The 19810-nt window shown below is 66.1% G+C and carries 18 protein-coding genes; 8 read left to right on the forward strand and 10 right to left on the reverse strand.

Annotation, left to right across the window (positions count from 1 at the left end; all coding sequences use genetic code 11):
* Nucleotides 1-48: 48 nt before the first annotated feature.
* The 4 genes from OG874_RS35400 to OG874_RS35415 are packed head-to-tail and all read left to right on the forward strand — an operon-like array spanning nt 49 to nt 4294.
* Entirely contained in the window at nt 49-921 is an 873-nt protein-coding gene (locus tag OG874_RS35400; RefSeq protein ID WP_330251393.1) for a hypothetical protein, read from the forward strand.
* A complete protein-coding gene (locus tag OG874_RS35405) occupies nt 918-2015 on the forward strand; it encodes a DUF4129 domain-containing protein (protein ID WP_330251394.1) in 1098 nt (365 codons plus the stop codon). The genes OG874_RS35400 and OG874_RS35405 overlap by 4 nt, the downstream gene beginning before the upstream one ends.
* The gene (locus OG874_RS35410) at nt 2012-2995 is read left to right on the forward strand and encodes an AAA family ATPase (protein WP_330251395.1); all 984 of its coding nucleotides are present in this window, start codon (nt 2012-2014) and stop codon (nt 2993-2995) included. The genes OG874_RS35405 and OG874_RS35410 overlap by 4 nt, the downstream gene beginning before the upstream one ends.
* 3 nt (nt 2996-2998) lie before the next feature.
* On the forward strand, nt 2999-4294 hold the full coding sequence (locus OG874_RS35415; RefSeq protein WP_330251396.1) for a DUF58 domain-containing protein: 1296 nt from the start codon (nt 2999-3001) through the stop codon (nt 4292-4294).
* A gap of 152 nt (nt 4295-4446) precedes the next feature.
* Here OG874_RS35415 and OG874_RS35420 read toward each other — a convergent pair whose 3' ends face one another.
* Nucleotides 4447-5253, reverse strand: coding sequence for an RDD family protein (locus tag OG874_RS35420; protein ID WP_330251397.1), 807 nt, complete (start codon nt 5251-5253; stop codon nt 4447-4449).
* Between the two features lie 41 nt (nt 5254-5294).
* On the opposite strand from OG874_RS35420, the gene OG874_RS35425 reads away from it, so the two are divergent.
* Nucleotides 5295-6326 carry a stage II sporulation protein M gene (locus OG874_RS35425; protein ID WP_330251398.1) on the forward strand — a complete coding sequence of 344 codons (1032 nt, stop codon included), beginning with the start codon at nt 5295-5297 and terminating at the stop codon, nt 6324-6326.
* Nucleotides 6327-7062: 736 nt separating this feature from the next.
* On the opposite strand, the gene OG874_RS35430 is transcribed toward OG874_RS35425, so the two are convergent.
* Nucleotides 7063-9228 carry an MMPL family transporter gene (locus OG874_RS35430; protein ID WP_330251399.1) on the reverse strand — a complete coding sequence of 722 codons (2166 nt, stop codon included), beginning with the start codon at nt 9226-9228 and terminating at the stop codon, nt 7063-7065.
* An 88-nt stretch (nt 9229-9316) separates the two neighbouring features.
* Here OG874_RS35430 and OG874_RS35435 point away from each other — a divergent pair, with 88 nt between their 5' ends.
* Nucleotides 9317-9976 (forward strand): TetR/AcrR family transcriptional regulator, encoded by a 660-nt coding sequence (locus tag OG874_RS35435; RefSeq protein ID WP_330251400.1) that lies wholly within the window; start codon nt 9317-9319, stop codon nt 9974-9976.
* A 307-nt stretch (nt 9977-10283) separates the two neighbouring features.
* On the opposite strand, the gene OG874_RS35440 is transcribed toward OG874_RS35435, so the two are convergent.
* Nucleotides 10284-11702 carry a hypothetical protein gene (locus OG874_RS35440; RefSeq protein ID WP_442943175.1) on the reverse strand — a complete coding sequence of 473 codons (1419 nt, stop codon included), beginning with the start codon at nt 11700-11702 and terminating at the stop codon, nt 10284-10286.
* Nucleotides 11703-11899: 197 nt separating this feature from the next.
* Here OG874_RS35440 and OG874_RS35445 point away from each other — a divergent pair, with 197 nt between their 5' ends.
* A complete protein-coding gene (locus OG874_RS35445) occupies nt 11900-12535 on the forward strand; it encodes a class I SAM-dependent methyltransferase (protein WP_330251401.1) in 636 nt (211 codons plus the stop codon).
* Nucleotides 12536-12541: 6 nt separating this feature from the next.
* On the opposite strand, the gene OG874_RS35450 is transcribed toward OG874_RS35445, so the two are convergent.
* From OG874_RS35450 to OG874_RS35460, 3 genes are all read right to left on the reverse strand, one after another.
* The gene (locus OG874_RS35450) at nt 12542-13309 is read right to left on the reverse strand and encodes an SDR family NAD(P)-dependent oxidoreductase (protein WP_330251402.1); all 768 of its coding nucleotides are present in this window, start codon (nt 13307-13309) and stop codon (nt 12542-12544) included.
* A 31-nt stretch (nt 13310-13340) separates the two neighbouring features.
* Entirely contained in the window at nt 13341-13700 is a 360-nt protein-coding gene (locus tag OG874_RS35455) for a hypothetical protein (protein ID WP_330251403.1), read from the reverse strand.
* A 617-nt stretch (nt 13701-14317) separates the two neighbouring features.
* A complete protein-coding gene (locus tag OG874_RS35460) occupies nt 14318-15397 on the reverse strand; it encodes an alpha/beta hydrolase (RefSeq protein WP_442943177.1) in 1080 nt (359 codons plus the stop codon).
* A 369-nt stretch (nt 15398-15766) separates the two neighbouring features.
* Here OG874_RS35460 and OG874_RS44965 point away from each other — a divergent pair, with 369 nt between their 5' ends.
* Entirely contained in the window at nt 15767-16063 is a 297-nt protein-coding gene (locus OG874_RS44965) for a DUF6968 family protein (protein ID WP_442943462.1), read from the forward strand.
* 250 nt (nt 16064-16313) lie between these two features.
* Here OG874_RS44965 and OG874_RS35465 read toward each other — a convergent pair whose 3' ends face one another.
* The 4 genes from OG874_RS35465 to OG874_RS35480 form a co-directional block, all read right to left on the reverse strand.
* A complete protein-coding gene (locus OG874_RS35465) occupies nt 16314-17030 on the reverse strand; it encodes a DUF3592 domain-containing protein (RefSeq protein WP_330251404.1) in 717 nt (238 codons plus the stop codon).
* A 269-nt stretch (nt 17031-17299) separates the two neighbouring features.
* Complete coding sequence (locus OG874_RS35470; protein ID WP_330251405.1) at nt 17300-18040, reverse strand: SDR family oxidoreductase; 741 nt, start codon at nt 18038-18040, stop codon at nt 17300-17302.
* A 549-nt stretch (nt 18041-18589) separates the two neighbouring features.
* Entirely contained in the window at nt 18590-19141 is a 552-nt protein-coding gene (locus OG874_RS35475) for a site-specific integrase (RefSeq protein WP_442943178.1), read from the reverse strand.
* A 36-nt stretch (nt 19142-19177) separates the two neighbouring features.
* Nucleotides 19178-19624, reverse strand: a complete 447-nt coding sequence (locus tag OG874_RS35480; RefSeq protein ID WP_330251406.1) for a hypothetical protein — start codon at nt 19622-19624, stop codon at nt 19178-19180.
* Nucleotides 19625-19810: the final 186 nt, after the last annotated feature.

Here is a 19810-nt window from a genome sequence, read left to right on the forward strand (position 1 = left end):
GCACGTGGTGAGCCGTCGGACCGGTCGCCGACGGCTAGACTCGGCCGCGTGCTACCAGCCGCCGAGTCGGCCGGTGCCGTCGGGGCGGGGAACGATCCGGTGCCAGGGTCCCCTGGAACGACGGTGCCGATCCGCCCATTGAGCTTCCGCGAACTCCTCGACGAGCCGTTCGCGCTGATCCAGGCGAATATCGTGGTACTGGCCTGTACCACCGTGATCGGGCTCGTCCTGGCCGAACTCGTGGTCGTTTCGGTCACCGGAGGAATCTCCGCTCTGACCGACGGCTCCGACGCGGGCACCGCATGGGCGGCGATCCTGACGACGGCGGCCTGCGCGTTGCTGCTGCGGTTTCTGCTGCGGGGCATGACCGTCGCGGTCGGGCTGGCGACGGTCGCCGGATCCCCGATCGGCTGGCGCACGGCACTGAGCCGAGTGGGCGCGGTCGCCGGACCGCTGTTGCTGTTCCAGGTGATGTTCACGCTGGTCGGCATCGGTGTGCTGGTCGTGGGCAGCATTCTGATCATCACCTACCCGTTCGCCTTGATCTGGCTCGGCTATCTGCGGGCCGGACGGTTCGTGGCGGTGCCGGTCATCTTCGTCGAGCGCACCACTCACGCCGGCGCGGTCGCGCGCTCTAGACTCCTGGTCGACGGCGCGCAGTCGTCGATAGCCGGGCTGTGGTTCGCCGGGCGCGCCCTGCTCGTCCTCGTCGCCATCCCGCTGTTCGGCATTCCGTGGTACCTCACGGAGTTCGTCGGCACCCATCGCTGGCCGGTGATCGTCCTGCTGACCTCGGCCGCCCTGTTGATCATCGCGTTCGGTGAGGTCGTCGAGTCCGCGACGCGGGTGGTCTCGTATGTCGATCGCCGATGCCGCCGCGAGGGGCTCGATATCCGAGTCCCTGGAACGGAAAAGCCATGAGTGACCCGTCGCGAAGCGATTCCGTGCGGGGTGGTGGCCGGACGACGGGTGGGCGCGACCCATCGCGAAACGAGCCTGCTGCCCCACCGCCACCACGGCTCGGCCCCGCCGACGACCATCGCGGCGCCGCCGAGAACGCCGCACTGCACCGCGATTTCGACACCGCGCTGCGCGAGCGGTTCCGTGCGGTACTGCGCGGGCTCGAACAGCGCGGCATGCTCGAGGTCCGCCGCTCGCGCACCGCCCGGGAAACCGCGGACGACGCGACCACCGCGCTCCCGGTCGAGAGCGCGTCCGAATTACACCCGGCCGCACACAGTTTCGACGAGGTCGTATACGGCGGCCGCCGGGCCACCGAGGACGAATACCGCAGACTCGAATACGCCGACCGGTACTCCCGCAGCGCACCACCGCCCACACCGGAACCGGTCGAAGCGACGATCACCGAACAGACCAAGCCCGGCAGGCAACTTCCGCCGCTGCCCGATCTGCTGCGCAACCCTAAGTTCTGGGCCGCCCTGCTCGCCACGATCGCGCTGGTCGTGCTGCTGTACGCGGTGACACGGTCCTGCGCCGTGAACCCGCCGCACAAGCCGCAGACGCCGGACCTCCCGCCGCCGACCAAGACTCCCGACCAGCACCCGGACAATCGCGACGACTCGGGCTTCGGCGCGGGCGACGACTCCCTATTCAGCAGACATCCGGCACTGGCCTTCGGCGGCCTCCAATTCCTCATCGCCGCCGCACTGGTGGTGTGGTGGCGGGCCCGCCGCCGCGGCGCCCTGGTCGGTGAGCCGCGGCCGGTCGAGGTGGCGGCGAACGAACTGCTCGGCGGCCAGGCCGCGCTGTATCGGCGCTCGAAGGACCATGAACATGTCGCCGCCCGACTGCGCGCGGCGACGCTGCGCCGCATTCGCCCGATGCTCGGCGTGAGCACCGATGCCACCCCGGATCGGCTGATCGCGGCGCTCGCCGCACGGACCAGAGCCGATCCGGCCTCGGTCGGCGCGGCACTGTACGGACCGGTGCCCGATGCCGGCACCCTGCAACTCGTTGCCACACAATTGGAATGGATAGAGGCGGAGGTCGGATGACCAGCACGGACACCAACCACACCCCCACCGCCGAGGAGGCCGGGGCCGCATTCGCCGCACTGCGTGCCGAGATCGGAAAAGCGGTGATCGGCAACGACAACGCGATCATGTACCTGGTACTCGCACTGCTGTGCCGGGGCCATGTGCTGTTGGAAGGCGTACCGGGCGTGGCGAAGACGCTGTTGGTGCGAGCGCTGGCGACGGCGCTGGATCTCGAGCACGCCAGGGTCCAGTTCACCCCGGACCTGATGCCCGGCGATGTGACCGGCTCACAGATCTACGACCCGCATACGACCGAATTCACCTTCCGGCACGGCCCGGTCTTCACCAACCTGCTGCTCGCCGACGAGATCAACCGCACACCGCCGAAAACCCAATCGGCGCTGCTGGAATCGATGGAGGAGCGCCAGGTCTCGGTAGACGGCAAGCCACGGCCGCTGCCGGATCCGTTCGTCGTGGTCGCCACCCAGAACCCGATCGAACAGGAGGGCACCTACCCGCTGCCGGAGGCGCAGCTGGACCGGTTCCTGTTCAAGGTCGATATCCAATTGCCCGGCCGCGATGACGAATTCCGCATTCTGCAGCGGCATGCCGGCGGATTCGATCCGCGCGATCTGGCCGCCGCGGGCCTGCGCCCGGTTGCCGGGCCGTCGCATATCGCCGCCGGGCGGGCCGCGATCACCCGGGTCACCATCAGTCCGGAGGTGCTCGCCTACACGGTGGACATCTGCCGGGCCACCCGCAACTCCCCCGCGGTGCAGCACGGCGCGTCCACCCGCGGCGCGACCGCGCTGATGGCGGCCTCGCGCGCGTTCGCCTGGCTGAACGGCCGCGGGTTCGTGACTCCGGATGATGTGAAATCGGTTGCGGTGGTGGTGCTTCGGCACCGTCTGCAGCTGCGGCCGGAGGCCGAGTTGGACGGCGTGACGACCGAGGGCGTCATGTCGTCGCTGCTGCTGTCGGTTCCGGTTCCGGTGTAGCCCGTGGTCGTCACCGGTCGGCTCGCCGCGACGGCGGCGGTGCTCGCGCTGTTCGTCACCTTCGTCATGCCGTCGTTGCTCGGCGTCGTATTCATGACGAGTCTGCTTGCCGCCCTTGTCCTTTTCGATATGGGCACGGTCGCCCGATCGCGCGACCTCACGCTGTCCAGGGAACCGCTGACCGTGCTTCGGCTCGGCCGCGGCGCCGAGGTGGAACTCAGCGTGGTGAATACCGGAACCCGCACCGTACGCGGGCGGCTGTGGGACGACTGGCCCGGCAGCGCCCGCGCCGAAACCCGCACGCACAAACTGGATCTGGCACCCAATACGCGCATCCGGGTACACACCGCGCTGACCCCCACCTATCGGGGTGATCGGGTCGCCGGTCCGGTGACGATACGGCTGTTCGGCCTGCTCGGCATGGCCGGATGGCAGAGCAGGCACATCGTGCCCGCGCGGGTCCGCGCGCTGCCGGAGTTCCGCAGCGAACGCCTGTTGCGTTCGAAGGTGAAGCGGCTACAACATCTCGAGGGCCGCAATATCGCGAATATGCGTGGCCAGGGCACCGAATTCGACTCGTTCCGTGAATATGTCGCCGGCGACGACGTCCGGGCGATCGACTGGCGCGCCACCGCCCGCGCCACCGACGTGCTGGTGCGCACCTGGCGCCCGGAACGCAACCGGCACATGTTGATGGTGCTCGACACCGGCCGCATCAGCGCGGGCCGAGTCGGCGCGGGCACCCGGCTGGACGCGAGCATCGAGGCCGCACTGCTGCTCGGCGGACTCGCCGCCGCTGCGGGCGATTCGGTGGACCTGCTCGCCTACGACCGCCAGGTCCGCTCCGAGGTGCGCGGCGTGGGCGGTCGCCGCCTGCAACTGAAACTCATGCACGCCATGGCCGGCGTGACCCCCGCCTTGGTCGACACCGACAGCGCGGGCCTGGTCCGCGCGGCCATCCAACGCACCCGCCGCCGCAGCCTGGTCGTCTGGTTCACCAGCCTCGACGGCGCCGCGGTCGAGGAGAACCTGCTCCCGGTGCTGCCGACCCTCGCCCAGCGCCACCGCGTTCTGATCGTCTCGGTCACCGATCCCGACGTCGCGGCGGCCGCTGCCGAACGCGACACCCTCCTCGACCTCTACCCCGCCGCGGCGGCCGAAACCCTGCTCGCCGAACGCGCCCTGGTCCAGGAATCCCTGCGCCGCATGGGCATTGCCGTCGTCGCCGCCTCGCCCGAGCGTCTGCCCGAGGCCTTGGCCGACGAATATCTAGAACTCAAACAGTCCGGCACCATGTGAACCCGCGAATCGTCCAGCGGCGGCGCTGTGGCATCGACGTCGATCCGGGCCTCGACCGCCAGCGAGTCGACGCCGCCCCAGCGCGGGCGGTCCTGCGCCGACATCAGCTCAGCTCGAGTCACCGCCCCGAATGACCGTGTCGGAGTGGGGATCTAGCTCGCCCGCGTGATCGGCATCGGTCGCGGCACCGCCAGCACCCTCGGCGCGATGATCGCGCCGAGGGTCCGGCGTTGGCGTTCGGCGATGACCGCTCCCAGAATCTGCACCGGCGGGTAGCCCGCGGGCACCGGAATCCCCAGCCGGTCGCAGACGGCGATGACAAGCGTCCGACCGAGGTTCGCCTGGGCGGCCGGAGTGAGCGTGTTCACGCGAGACAGGTACTGGCGCACCGCGAGTGCGAGATCCTCGTGGATGCCGGAGAGGTCCAATTGTCCGGACCAGGCCACCAGCCAGGGCGGCGCGACGGCGAGCAGCGGGAAGGGCACGCGCCGCTGACTGTGCACGACAACGGTGCCCGCGAGCACATCGCCGACCCGGCGCGCGTTCGGCGAGCACATCGAGGTGAGCACCCCGACCGCACCGAAGGCTCCCAACATCCAGAAGTCGACGATCACACCCGCCAGGCCCCGGGTGAGGGCATGCCGGAAGTCGATCGGCCCGCCGTCGCCGCGCACCACCCGCAGGCCGAGCGCCAACTTTCCGATGGTCCGTCCGCGCATGAGGGTTTCGCAGAGCACCGGATAGCCGACCAGCGTCCCGACGATCGAGGTGATCAGCGCCGCGCTGAACCACGCGGAGTCCGCACCGGAGAACAGCAGCAGCAGGCTGAGCCCGAGCAGCAGCAGGCTGCCCAGCGCGAACTGCACCAGCACGTCCAAGAGGAACGCGGTGGCTCTGGTCGGGATCCGGGCGATCGGCAGCTCGAGCGCGACCGCTTCGCCGGTGGTGAATTCAGCCATGTCGATAGCATTCTTCCGACCGGCGGTATGGGAGGCAACCAATGGACGTAGACGCGTACAGCTACGCACAGCGCGGGGCATGGGATCGGCTGGACTATCTGGCCGGACGGCGCAAGCTCACCGGCGCCGAAGCCGACGAACTGGTGGCGCTGTACCGGCGCACTTCGCAGCAATTGGCGCGCCTGCAATCGCATAGTCCGGACCCGGAGCTCATCGCCGGACTCAGTGCGCTGCTGACCAAGGCGCGCGGGCGAGTGCTCGGCACGAAGGGGGACGCGTGGACCGAGGTCGGCCGATTCTTCACCCACCGCTTCCCCGCGGCGCTGTATCGGGCGTGGCCGTGGTGGGTGGCGGTCGCCGCGGTCTTCATCATCGTGTCCACCGGTCTGGCCGTCTGGATATCCGGATCCGGTAAGGCGCGCGATATCTTCGGCATCACCGATCACAACGACTGGCTCACCGCACCCGGCGGGGAGTTCGAGACCTACTACTCCGAGCATCCGCACGATGCCTTCGCCGCGCAGGTCTGGACCAATAACGCGTGGGTGACGGCGATGGTGCTGTTCACCGGGGTGCTGATCCTGCCAGCGGTGTACCTGCTGTTCGGGAACGCACTCAACACCGCGGTGACCGGCGGGCTGATGGCCGACGCGGGTCGCCTCGACGCGTTCTTCGGATTCATCCTGCCGCACGGCACGCTCGAGCTCACCGCGATCTTCGTGGCGGGCGGTGTGGGCCTGAAACTGGGCTGGACGCTGATCGATCCGGGCCGGTCCAGTCGGTTGGAGGCGGTGGCGCGGCAGGGCCGGGCGACCGCGACGGTCGCGCTCGGTCTGGTCGCGGTGCTGCTGGTCTGCGGTCTGCTGGAGGGTTTCGTGACACCGAGCTCGCTGCCGGTGCCACTGAAGGTCGGCATCGGATTCGTTGCGGAGGCACTGTTTCTCGGCTATGTCTTCGTGGCCGGTCGCCGGGCCGCGCTGGAACAGGACGCGCGAGCGGCGGCGGCGTTGGGGTTCACGATTTCCGGCGCGGATCCCGCGGACCGATGGCAGACAACGCCGAGCACACGATGAGCGAAGTGGGTCCGGGCAATCGGTAGCAACGCCCGGTTGCGGATGAGTTTCGAAGCCCCCGAATTGAGTTCCGCTGGCCGCAGCGAGTCCAGCTCAGCTGCGGCCAGCGTTACCGTCAACTCTACACAATCGTTATCCCGATGCAACCCTCCCCGCCGAGGTCAGGCGTATAAAGCAGCACCCCAGCAAACCCAGATGGGCATAGGGTTTTTCATACATCCAGCAAACCTGTGGCGGCGATCCAGACGGCCCGCACCGGCTCCCGCGTAAGGCTTGCGGCACCTGTTCCCTGATCACGATCGGAAAACCCTCGGTCGGTAACAAACATTCTTGGAGCGATTAACTGAGTTGCAAACATAGACCTCTCTATGTTCATCTATTCCGGTCTGACCTGCTGTTTCATTCGCGACAATTGCGATAGCTGGCCATTGCACGAACCAAAAGCGACCTCAAGTTTGTTTACTGGGCAATAAACGTGCTTTACACCCAGTCGCATCGGTTCAAGGTGGACTTACATCTGGTCAAGATCATGATTAACCAGTTGCGTAAACGCGGTTGCTCGTCTATCGGATCGAGCCCCCGCCAGCACCATGACCGCAACCGAAACGGACTCTGTGATCTCCACCACCCTGGCCGTTCGATCTCGCGGAATCGGGCGAAAACGGCACCGTGCCAAGCGATCACCACGGGCCCCTTCAACAGCAGGCGGCCCCGCACTCCCCCTCGCGAACAGCGCTCAGGCTTCGGCCAGACCGAATCGACCGTGCACCAACCGCAACGGCTTCGGCGCGTACCAAGCCGCCCGGCCGAGCAGCCGCATCGCCACCGGCACCAGCACACCGCGCACCAACGTCGCGTCGATCAGAATCGCCAGCCCCGCGCCGAGCCCGAAGAACTGGATGAACCGGACGTCGCTGCTGGTGAAGGCGAGGAAGCTGATCGAGATCAACGCCGCCGCGGTGGTCACCAGACGGCCGGTGCGGGCCAGCCCCTCGATGACCGCCTCCTTCGTCGAGGCCCCGCGATCGCGCAGTTCCTTGATCCGGCTGATCACGAAGACCTCGTAGTCCATCGACAATCCGAAGGTGATGCAGAACAACAGCAGCAGCATCGAGACATCCAGCGGCGCCGGGGTGAAACCGATCAGTCCGGACAGATGCCCGTCCTGGAAGATGAACACCATCAGACCGAGCGTGGCGGCCAAGCTCAGCACGTTCGACACCAGTGCGCGCAGCGGCTGCACGATGCTCCCGGTGAACAGGAACAGCAGCACGAAGGTGGTCGCCACGATCCACCCGATCGCGATCGGCAGCTTCGCACCGATCGAGGCGAGACTGTCGCGCAGTTCGGCCACCTGCCCACCGACGAGGGCGCTGGCCCCGGCCGGACCGGGCACCGCACGCACCCGATCGACCAGATCGCGGGCGGCCGACGAATCGCGATCCAGATCGGTGAGCACGGTCAGCCGCTGGGCGTCCGGACGGGCAAACCTGACATCGGCGGGTGTGGTCGCCCGCAACTCGCCGTGCGCGAAGGTGCCCGCACTCGATTCGACCTGGCTGACGTGCTCGACCCGGGACAACGTGCGCGCGTAGTCCGCGAGCGCAGGCGCGGCCACGCCGGTTTCGGTGATCACCGACAGCGCGTTGACATCGCCGCCACCGAAATCATCGCGCATCGCGTCACCGACCTGGCGCACCTCGGTGCTCGTCGGCAGCACCCGATCGTCGGGCGTACCGAACTGCACATTCAGCAGCGGAGCCGCGGCGAGCAGGAGCACCGCGACCACCGGCACACCGGCGACCAGCGGCCGGCGCATCGCGAATCCGGCCACCCCGGCCCAGAACGGCGTCGCATCGCCGCGGATGCCGCGAACACCGGGCACCCGCCACACATCGGTCCGCGCGCCGAGCACCGTGAGCAGCGCGGGCAGCACGATCACCGCGGCGATGGCGGAGATGGCGACGACGCCGATACCGCCGTAGGCGAATGAGCGCAGGAAGTACTGCGGGAAGATCACCAGTGCGGACAGGGCAGCCACGACGGTGGCCGCGCTGAACGCGATGGTCCGGCCGGCCGTCGATACGGCCGAGATCACCGCATCGGCTGGTTCGGCTCCGGCCGCACGGCGCTCACGGAAGCGACTGACCATCAGCAGTCCGTAATCCACCGCGAGTCCGAGTCCGAGACCGGTGGTCAGGTTCACGGCGTAGATCGAGACATCGGTGACCGAGCCGAGTATCGCGAGCTCGGTGAAGGTGCCGAGTATCGCGATGCCGCCGACGACCAGGGTGAGCAGCGCAGCGATCACATTGCCGAAGGCCAGCACCAGCAGCGCCAGGATCAGCGGTACCGCGACGGCTTCCGCCAGCCCGAGGTCCTTGCCGATCTGTTCGGTGATCGAGTGGAAGATCGCGGTGGCGCCACCGACCTTGATCTGTGCGGTCGGGCCGTCGGTGCGGTAGGCGTCGACGATCGCGGCGGCGGACTTCTCCTTGTCGGTCGCGTCCTTATCGGCGTTGCCCGCCAGGACGACGGCGGCGGTGCCGTCCCCCGAGCGCATGGCCGGGGATCCGGTGTCCCAATACGACACGACATTGATGAGACGCTGATCGGCCGCGAGTCGGCGCGCCAGGTCCCGGCCGACGGTGGCGACCGCGTCGGTGTCGACGCTCCCCTGTTTCGCCTCGACCAGGAAGACGCAGTCGGTATCAGCACCGAATTTATCGGCTAATTGGGTTACGGCGGCGCTGGATTGGGCGTTGGGGTCCTCCTGACCGCCGGGTTGCATCTTGCTGAATGCGGTCGCGCCGACCACTCCGCCCGCAACGAGGGCGAGCACGCCGACGACCAGGATCCAGCGCGCGTAGTGGACAACGAATCTGCCGAGTCTTTCGAACATGTCGGTCTCCGATCGGGCATGTTTGCATGCGTAAACTTTATGGCCGTTAACTTGCCATGCGATGTGTGCGGGTGTCAACATCGGAGTGATGACGAATTCGGAAACGGCTGTTCCGGCAGCGACGGCGAAGCACTCCACCCGCGAGGGCCCGTACCACCACGGCGACCTGCGCAACGCGCTGGTGCGCGCGGCCGCCGAGCTCGCCGAGACCGGTGGACCCGAGGCGGTGACCGTGCGCGCGGCCGCGCGTCACGTCGGCGTCACCCCGACCGCGGCCTATCGGCACTTCACCAATCACGACGAATTGCTCAACGCCGCGCAGGAGCAGGCGCAACAAACCCTGTTCGCCGCAATGGGCGAGACGATGGCGAGCCTGGCCCCGCAGGCCGATGCGATCAGTCGCCTGGCCGCGGTGGGCCGGGGCTACATCACCTTCGCGCTGCGCGAGCCCGGTCTGTTCCGCACTGCCTTCTGCGGCGACCAGTCGGACGCCCCGGCCTACGACCTGCTCGCCGGACTTCTCGACGAACTCGTCACCATTGGATTCCTGGACGCGGCGGATCGTCCGGACGCCGAATACGCCGCCTGGTCGATGGTGCACGGCATGGCCACCCTCATCATCGAGGGCGCACTCGACGACCTCGATGACGCGGCCAGGGACAAGGCGATCCAGCGCACGCTCGCTGTTGTGGAGCGAGGGTTGGCCACTGGGCCGAACGCGAGTGAGCGTGGCGCTGTCCGACGCTGACGCGCACAGGCGAATCCACAGGACTGTCCATGACATCCACAGGTTCGCCGATGAAATCCACAGGCTCACAGGCAATGTCCACATGTGCCGCACATGAGCTACACAGGGGCTCGCGGCATCCACATATTCACGCACAGGCCGTCCACAGGCTGTGCGCTGTGGATAACCACAAGCGGGCGGTGCGCTGACGGTTGTGCACGAGTGCGGTCAACGGGTGATTGATGCACAACCGTTTGTGCACCGGCTGACCACACATACAGGCCGTCGCGCACAACAGGTTTCGCACAGCGGTCAGTGCACAGGCACGTCAGCTGATGCGCAGGATTCCAGTGACCGTGCCTTGGAGGACTTGGCGGCTACGGGTGATCAACGGTGACGTCTGCAGTGGATCGTCGATGATGGTTCCGGCCAGCGGCTTGCTCGAAATCACCGCGCCGGTATCCGGATTCACGAGGGTGAAGGCGTAGCCGTCGAGCGGTGTCGTGGTGTCGAGTCCGACCCGCGTCACGGTGTAGATCGAGCTGTCGGCGGTGGACAGATGCGGGACGGCCGCGCTGCGGACGGTGTTCTCCCACACCGTGTGACAGCCGGTGTCGTCCACATCGACTCGGGTCATGCCGCCGACGAACGGCGCGGTCGGCGGCACCGCGGGCCCCGCGCCCTCGGGAACAGCGGGATACGGGTAGCCATAGGTGCTGGCCACGAACACCGACCGCCCGATCCCGATCGGCGAGTTCTCGCTGCCCGCGCCGCCTCGGGTGAGCACCGGCTGCGAGCAGACCAATTGTCCACTGCCGGAACGGAAGACCAACGCGTTGACCTGCCCGTCCGCATTATCGACGATGGTCAGATACTCGGCACCCGACGTCGGTCCGAAGTAGGTCGGCGTCGAGCCGGTACCCCAACTGAGCTGTCCCGGCTTGCGCGCCGATCCGCGATCGTAGGCCGCCCGCCACAGCACTTCGGGCCGCCCGGCCGCATCGGCGCGCAGTTCGTACAGCGCATGTGTCGTCGCGACGGCGACCCGCCCACTCGGTGCGGACGAGATGCTGTTGGCCACCTGCTCACCCGCGGGCAGCGCGACAGTGGCGGCCGCACCCGCAGGCGTGACCAGCCCGACCACACTCTTGCCGGTGGCGAACCAGACATTGCCGGACCAGTCCGGCACCAAGCCGGTCACATTGTCGCCCACCGGGATTGCCGAGGTGAGATCGGTGGACGCATCGATCGACAGCCGCCATTCGCCGGGCGCGTCGCGCGCGTGACCGACGCGGAGCAGGGTGCGGTTGCCATCCACGATCACCAACCGGTCGGCGTTGTCGAGATAGGCGTAGACGCCGCCGAGCAGGCTGCCCTTGGCGATCTCCAGTGAGGCCAGCGGGGTGCCGACCGGACCATCGAACGACGGATCGAGCAGATGGATGGTCGGGGTCTGGCCGACGACGGGTGTGCACAGCGCGACCACGAGATCGTCCGAGCCCTGCAGCAGCGTCGGGCACGCCGAGGCCAATGGGTATCCGGCGACCGAAAATCCGCCCGCCCCCGGCCCTGTCAAAGGCGTCGCATCCGATGACCCGGCGTCACCGTGCATGGTCGCGGTTCCCAGCGGACCGAGATACGGATTCGGCGATGCCAGCGGACCCCATGACCCCGCCGCGTCGGCCGTGCCGGTCGGCGCGAGCGCCAGGACACCGGCAGCGAGGAGTACCAGGGGTGATCGCCTCAACCCAGCTTTCTTCCCCGCCTCCCCACGTCTTTCGCGGGTCGTAAGTGGCCACGACCGTGCCGTCGCGGGCAGGCGGTCAGGCGCGGGTCGTGTGTTGGACGTGTCCGACGAGTTACCCATATACATACGAGATCAGCTGCCCATTTCGTCTGTCGTGAAGTGCCCGGTTCGATATGCCGGTCGATACGATGACCGGCATGAGTATCCGAGCCCGCCTGCTGTCCACGATCGCCGGTCAGCTCGGCAATCCACATGGGACCCTCGGCAAAGGCGTCGCGTTCATGCTCAATCGCAGTAATCACCGTGCCATCGCGGGTGCGGTCGAGGCGACCGGGGTGACAGCCGGTGCAACGGTCGCCGATATCGGATTCGGTGGCGGCGCGGGGCTTTCCCTGCTGCTGGAGCGGGTCGGCGCGAACGGCAGCGTGCACGGCTTCGAGATCTCGCCGGACATGCTGAGCCGGGCCAGGTCCAGGTTCGCCGGCGAAATCGGTACGGGCCGATTGCAACTCGCCGAGGGCCCGATGACCGGTCTGCCGCTGGCCGACAATGCCCTCGATGCCGCCATCACCGTCAACACCATGTACTTCGTACCGAACCTGGACGCGGCCTGCACCGAACTCGTGCGCATCGTCCGGACCGGCGGCAGCCTCGTCGTCGGCATCGGCGATCCGGACGCGATGGCGAAGATGCCGTTCACCGCATACGGTTTCACGCTGCGGCCGGTGGCCGAGGTGATCGCCGCGCTGGAGCGCGCGGGTTGCACCGTCGACCATCAGCAGCTGGCGAACCCGCCGATTCCGCATCACCTGCTCGTCGCTCGCCCGGCCTGATCACAACTACATCAGGGCGCCGCCGTCGATACGGATCTCCGTTCCGGTCATATAGCGACCGTCATCGGAGGCGACCATGGCGACCACACCGGCGATATCGTCCGGATTTCCGAGCGCGCCGCCGTTGAGCCACCCGGTCATCCGGGAGAACAGCTTCGGATCGAAACCCTCCGGCTGATCGAGGATGGACTTGGTGGTGATCCCACTGGTGATCCCCGCGGGCACGATATTCACCGCACGCAACCCCTGCTTGGCGTACTCCAGCGCGATCGCGTGCGTGAACGCGTTGACGCCACCCTTCGACGCCGCATAGGCGGCCAGGTAGGGCGCCGCACTGAAGGCCGCGGTCGAGGAAAGGTTCACGACGACGCCGTGTCCGGACGCCAACAGCGCGGGCAGCGCGCTCTGGGTCATCAGGAAGGTCCCGGTGAGATTGACCGTGATCACCTGATTCCACACCTCGAGCGGCATCTCCTCGGTGCGCGCGGGCCGCAGGATGCCCGCCGCGTTCACCAGCACATCCAACCCGCCGAGGAATTCGACCGCCTCGCCCGTCGCCGCCCGCACCGACTCGATATCGGCGATATTCACCGCAACGGTCCGCAGCCGCTCGGCGGCATCGCCCGCCTTCCCCGCGGTGGTCTCGAGCCCGGCCACATCGACGTCGGCGGCAACCAACGTCGCCCCCTCATCGAGCAGCCGCAGGGCGATCCCCTGCCCGATCCCCGACCCTGCTCCCGTGACCAATACCCGGCGGCCTTCATATCTGCGCATGCCAAAAATTAGAACAGGTTCTCATTAGGAGTCAACAGGTTCTCGCGAGCGGACGGTCGAGCGAGCTGTGCACGATGGGCGGAAGCCGCACGACCGAGGATCGGATCCCGCGCTCGGCGAGCGCGATCGCCGCGTTCTCGGCGTCGATCCGCGGTCCGCCGTCTCGCACATCGGCCTCGGTTCCGATGTGTCCCAGTCCGGCCATCGCCAGCAGCAGTGTTCCCGATGTGCTCACCAGCGGTTTGCCGGTCCCGGCGAGCGCGTTTGGCCGGTCACGGTGCACAGCCGGATTGACCAGAACAGCGTGTTTTTCCTGGCGTTTCGTGACCGTCTCGTGGTGTCCACGATGCGCATTCGTCGGGCATCCTGGCAGATCGATACTCGCCCGCATCGATCGCAATCCCGTGGCCCGGATAACAAAAGGCGGGTCGGGCACCTGTTTCGGGCGTCCGACCCGCGCTTCGTCCGAGACTTGCTAGATCACTGCGAGATGATCTCGAGAATCACACTTCTTTGGCCTCGCGCGTGTATCCGACAGCAGAATTCGAGCTGATTCGGATGCCCTCCTGCCGGCATCGAACGGCTTCGAATCTCCGGCTGTTAGATGGCCGCGATGATGAGACCGACGATCACACCGATCGTAGCGACGGCAAGGCCAACAACACTTCCAACGCCTGGCAGCAGCACAGTTCCTCCTGTGTCAATTACGTGCGGGTTGGTCTAGCGGCTCCGATCATGCTAACTGTTCGGTTCGTCATCGTTGAACTACTGCGGCGTGTCGGCGGCGGCCGGCGCTACTGCGTGCGTCGCCGCGTCGATCTACGGGAAGGAGCATGTCGAAGTCAACAGCGGATCCACATCGTCGATCAAATCCGCGGCGGCGGTTCCCGGGCCTAGTAATGAACGACCCCTGGCGAATCCGCCGGTAGCGCGTGTGGCGATCAATTGTCGAGATTTGAGCATCGTCATGAATTCACCCCTCGCTGGCTGGGAAGTGAATACTGCCGGTTACTGCTCGGATACGCCCATCCCGCGTGCGAGCACCGGCCAGGACCGTTTGAGTTCGTCCTGCCAGTAACCCCACGAGTGCGTACCCGAGGTGAAGTGATAGGTCGCGGGGATGTCGAGCGAGTTGAGCTTCGCCTGCAGATTGTGCGCACAGTAGTTCGTGGCGGCCTCGATCAAGCCACCGACCAGGATCTGGTTCGCCATGCCGCCCAGGGCGGACTTTTCCTGCTCTCGCTCCAGCGTTTCGTATTTCCCGGGCAGACCATTGCCCGATGAGATGTACATATCCAGCCCGCGCAGTCGCTCGGCATGCAGATAGGGGTCATTCTCCGCCCACCCCGGCGAATCGGCCGGGCCCCACATGTTTTCGGCGCTGCCGCCGCCCCAGGCGACGGCGAGTTTCACGAACCGCGCCCCCATCGGATCGCTGGTCTGGACACATCCGCTATAGGCAGCGGCCGCTTTGTAGAGGCCCGGCTCGGCTATCGGCAGTGCCAGCACGGTGGTCGCCGAGGTGGAAACTCCCGCAATCGCGTTGACCCCGTTCGTGTTCAGCGCGGCGTTGATCAGCGGCGGCAGTTCGTCGGTCAGGTAGGTCTTCCATTTGTTGCGGCCGAGTACCGGGTCATCCTTGATCCAGTCCGCGTAGTAGCTGAACCTGCCACCGACCGGCATGATGAGGTTGACGTTCTTGTCGGACATGAATTCCCGAGCATCGCTCTGCGCCTGCCAGGATGCGTCGTCCTCGCCGCCACCCGCACCATTCAGTAGATACAGGCTCGGCCGCGGCCTCGAAGTATCCGCTGGGCGCTGAATCTCCACCGGAAAGGTCTCGTCCATCGCCGCGGAGTAGACCCGCAGCCGGAGGTGGCGGTTGTCGATGCTCTCGATATCGGTAATACGCGAGCCATCCTGTGCGACAACCTCGGTCGGGTATCCCATCGGCCGAGTAACCGGGTCGACGGGAGCAGTCGATACACCGAGCGCGGTCAGGGCGGGGACGAGTAGTCCGACGAACGCGAGATTGGTGACGGAACACGTGCCGCGAGCATTGCGTACTGCGCTTGCGCTCCTATTCATAATCCCACCTTCTAGCAACGTAATTCCGTCCAGTCACGCACCGACACCACGTATTCCCGATCCGGAAGCCGCGACCGATCCGGAGTATCAATTCATTCCACGGTGACCGCCGCGCGCAATGACACCCGGTCAGGGTGCCCGCCACAGCCATCGAAGCAACCTGCGCGATGGTGACGATCCGATGCCGAGTACCTCGCCCTGTTGGCGCCGACGAAGCCGAACAGCTCACCGCCGCAGGCACTACGTGACACACAAAGAAACCGTGTGGTCTATTTTGTGACCGGTGTGATGCCGTCGGGACGCGCCGGGTTTCTCGGACACGCCGATACCCAAAAGGTCGATACCCGATGCAGGCCATACTGTTTCGCTATGACAGTCGGGGTTGGCAGAGTGTTGGTTACCAGGAAGATTCAACGAAGCGGCCGATCAGTGCTCGTGACAGTCGGTGCGCCGCAACCGTTTTCGTCGACCGATTCCAGCTATATCTGTCGACTACGGATCGAGGGCTTGCAGCCCGCACCGATGATGATCAGAACGACCGGCACAGAACCGATGCAGGCCTTGATGTCCGGATTGGGCGAGATCAGCACGAGGTTGTCGCTGTCGGTGGCTGATTTCCTATCCGAGGCACAAATCGGTGGTGCGCTCGCACCGCTTCGCGCCTAGCACATGGACCTTCGGGGCCCCGGTGCACGGCCGGGGCCCCGCTAGCGGATCTATCCGGGAAAGGTTCAATCCAGTCGAGCGAGAGCAGCCGTGCCGATCTTATGGTCCGTGATCGAGCAGCCGGCACCGGAAACCCCCAGTTCGGCTGCTGTCTTGCGAGCGGCCGCGATTATCGATTCGGCCTGCCCCAGCGAAATCGCCGTGGGCACATCCTCGCGCACCACCGCATCGGATTTCCCCTCGGCGTTGGTCAGAACTGTCGAACTTGTGGCTTCTGATCGAAATCGATGCGATTGCGGGTCGGATCCGCCGGGTCGTAGAGCACGCGGACTCGCCCGCGAAAGCTCACGAGTTCGCTCGGATCCTCGCGCAACATATCGCTCTCCGCGGTAAAGGTTCGCCGCGTGATCGGGTCGACCCAGCAACCCTGCAGGACGAAGACCGATGGCCGGTTGCTGTCGGAGTCGTGGTGGGTGACCCGCACGCGGGTGTGTTCGGCCGGAACCCAGATTTCGCGACCCTGCCGATCGAGCCATTCCCGCAGTTTCATCTTGCGCCGCCCGTAGACGTATCCAACGACGGCGGCAGCGATGATCAGAACGCCGAATCCGCCCGCGAACAGCGGCCCGCCGTAGGTCGAGTGCAGATCCGCCACCTGCGCGTCGGCGGGATCGGCCGGGTCGTAGGCAACGGGCACCCGCGCACCGGTCGAGTAGGTGTGCAGCACACTTTCCGTCGCGGTTGTGGTCGTGTACCGCTTTCCATCGACGACGAATTCGACCACCCGACCATCACCTCGGCCGGCGAACAACACCGTGCCATCAGTGCGCGCGGTGCCCTCGAGCCCTCGCATACTCAGCACGGCCCACACCACAGCTGCCGACACGATCGCGATCCCGATCGCGCCGGCAATGAGCGCACCCCGCACCGCGTGAAACGTCCTGGGGGTGGTGGTTACGAGATCCATCGTGTCCTCGAGTCTGTTGCCGTCGTTCGCTTACACGGTTATCGAGTCCGACCCGCCCGGCGTAGCACCCGCAGGAAAATCAGCGCTGACGGGCGCGCTTGTGCTGGATGGGATCGAGTCCGGAATCTGTCGACACTGCCTCGGCGGGCACGTACACGTCCAGGGCAGGGTCCGCTGGATGAACCCGCCTCGCACTGCCTCGTTCTGGTTCGCTCACCAGACCAGAACCTCGACGCCCGCGCACCTACCGAGCAGCCGGTATCCCTGATTCAGTGGGCCTGCTGGATCCAGTCCTGGTAGTGCGTCGGTGCCAGGTGTGCGTCCGGTCCCGCGATGAGCACATCGCCGGTGACGGCTGCGAACATGCCAGCTGTGTCGTCAGTGATCACCTTCCGGCTGTCGTGCTGTGCCGCGAGGGTGATCCTGCCGAGTTCGTCGAAGGGGAAGATATCCGGGCCTGCGACGTTCCAGATCCCTTGTAGCGGAGTACCGGTGGAGACCTCGACGACCGCGTCGACGATGTCGGCGGCGGCGATCGGCTGGAGCGGGGTTGCGGGCAGCCGGACAGTGTCGCCGTCGGAGGTCCAGGACAAGACCGCGTCCATGAACTCGAAGAACTGGGTGGCGCGCACGATGGAGTACGGCGTGGGCCCCTGCCGGAGCAGGTCCTCCTGCAGGGTCTTGGCCAGGTAGTAGTCCAGCTGGGGCACCTGGTCCACTCCGACGATCGAGAGGACGACCTGGTGCCCGACACCGGCCCTGTCTCCGGCGGCGAGCAGGTTGTTCATGGAGGTGCGGAAGAAGTCCACCGACGCCTCGTCGAAGGTCGGCGAGTTCGCCACGTTGACCACGACGTCGGCGCCCTCCAGCACCTGGTCCAGACCCTTGCCCGTGATCAGGTCGACACCGGTGGACGGTGCCGCAGGGACGGCCTCATGTCCGGCTGCGGTCAACTTCTGGACCACCTGCGAGCCGATCCGTCCGGTACCGCCGATGACTATGAGCTTCATGGTTCTCCCCTTCCACGGCGTGCCACCCGGACATGCCGGGGGTTTCATAGAGGTCGATTGCACTGATGTCCGAAGTCCTGCGCACTGCGGCGGCCCGAAGTCGATCCCCTCTGCTACGGCCGTGGCACGCGTAGTCGACTGCCTTGCGCGTTCCAGCATCCCATCAGCAAACTGGTCGTGCGGTGTTTCTGTCAGAGGTCGATGAATTCGAGCCCCGCGGCGTCATTCCAATCAACAAAATCCTGTTGACGAAAAAAGCCGCAGGTCAGAGGGAGCACCCTCTGACCTGCGGCTACACTGAAACTGTGGGCGAAGGGGGACTTGAACTTCCGGTTCCCCGTGCTCGCACGTCAATTTCGGTGCAATATCCTGCGTTCCAAGTGATTTCGGCACGCTTACGATCATTACGGTAACGCTCAGGTGCTGACCCGGTCAACATCCCCCGCCGGGGGATCACGGGCCCCATACGGGTTCGGGTCACCATCAAAATCGGTCACGGCAGCAGTAGCCCGGTTGACCAAAGTCCGATCAGCCAACCGGGCCACAGACCTACAGCGTCGGGTCTTGCAGGTGCTTCAATCGCGGGATCCTTGCGGCCAGAACTTGCGCCGCCGCGGCACTCGCGGTGCGGTCCAGATGCCCGTACCGCTTATCGGTCGTGTCGTAGGAGTCGTGCCCGGCATCGCGGGACACCACGAACATCGGCACACCACCCAGCAACCGCCAACTGATCCCGGTATGCCGCAACGTATACGGACTCGGACGCTTACCGCCGAGCCGATCCACCACTACGTTGCCCTGATCGTCGACCACGACCAGCTCCCGCAGGGCGGGCAGGAATGCTTCCTGATAAAAGTAGGCCGCACGGATCGGAGTACCACGCCGGGTTTGGAACAACAACGCGTCGTGCGGGCGATCCAGATCCAACAGTCCAATGGTCTCGAACGGGACGTTCACCGTCCGCACACCCCGCTTGGTCTTCGGCGGCCCCAACCGCCACCCGGTGCCGGTGTACTTGAACGCCTTATTGATCCGCACCCCACCGGTATCCCTATTGACATCACCCACGGTCAGCGCACCAACCTCACTCGGTCGCGCCATCGACGCCAGACAGAACTCGGTCTGGGCATGCCACCGTTAGGGCATCGCTGACAGGAGCAGCGCGTACTCGGCGGGTTCGAAGAACATCATCTCCGGCACGTCATGGCGCGGGAGCCGGGTGCCGATGCAAGGGTTGTAGGCGATCAACGGCTTGGGCCGCATCCGCGCGGCCGCGGCCATCGCCGAAGCGAAGAAACCGTGCTTGTTGGCGATGGTCTTACCGCTGTTGCCCCTCTCCTCCAGCCACAACACCCATGCAGCATCGGTGAACTGAGTAACCGCTTCCAACGGCAGGTGTCCCATGAACGGGGCAATGTCGTTGAGGATGTATGCGCGGTACTTACGTTTCGTGTACGGCTCGACCCCAGTCAGATGATCGACATAGGCATTGAGCCACTCGGTCACCGTCGTCGGCGCGACGGTGCTGCCACGTTGAAACTCCAGCAACGCGATCGCATCCACGACACCGAGCTTGTCGACCAACTGCGCCCACCCGATCGCAGCCTCCAACGTCGGAAACGATTTCGAGCTCTGCACCACACGCCCATCACGAGCGATGCGGATCGGGACCTGCCACAGCACCGTGCCATCACGACGCACACGCGGACGAGGATTCGGCAATTCAAGAACCTCCAGATAGACGGGATAGAGTCCCGTCCACCAATCCGC

Origin of the sequence: Nocardia sp. NBC_00565 (genome assembly GCF_036345915.1) — a bacterium.
Lineage (GTDB): Bacteria > Actinomycetota > Actinomycetes > Mycobacteriales > Mycobacteriaceae > Nocardia.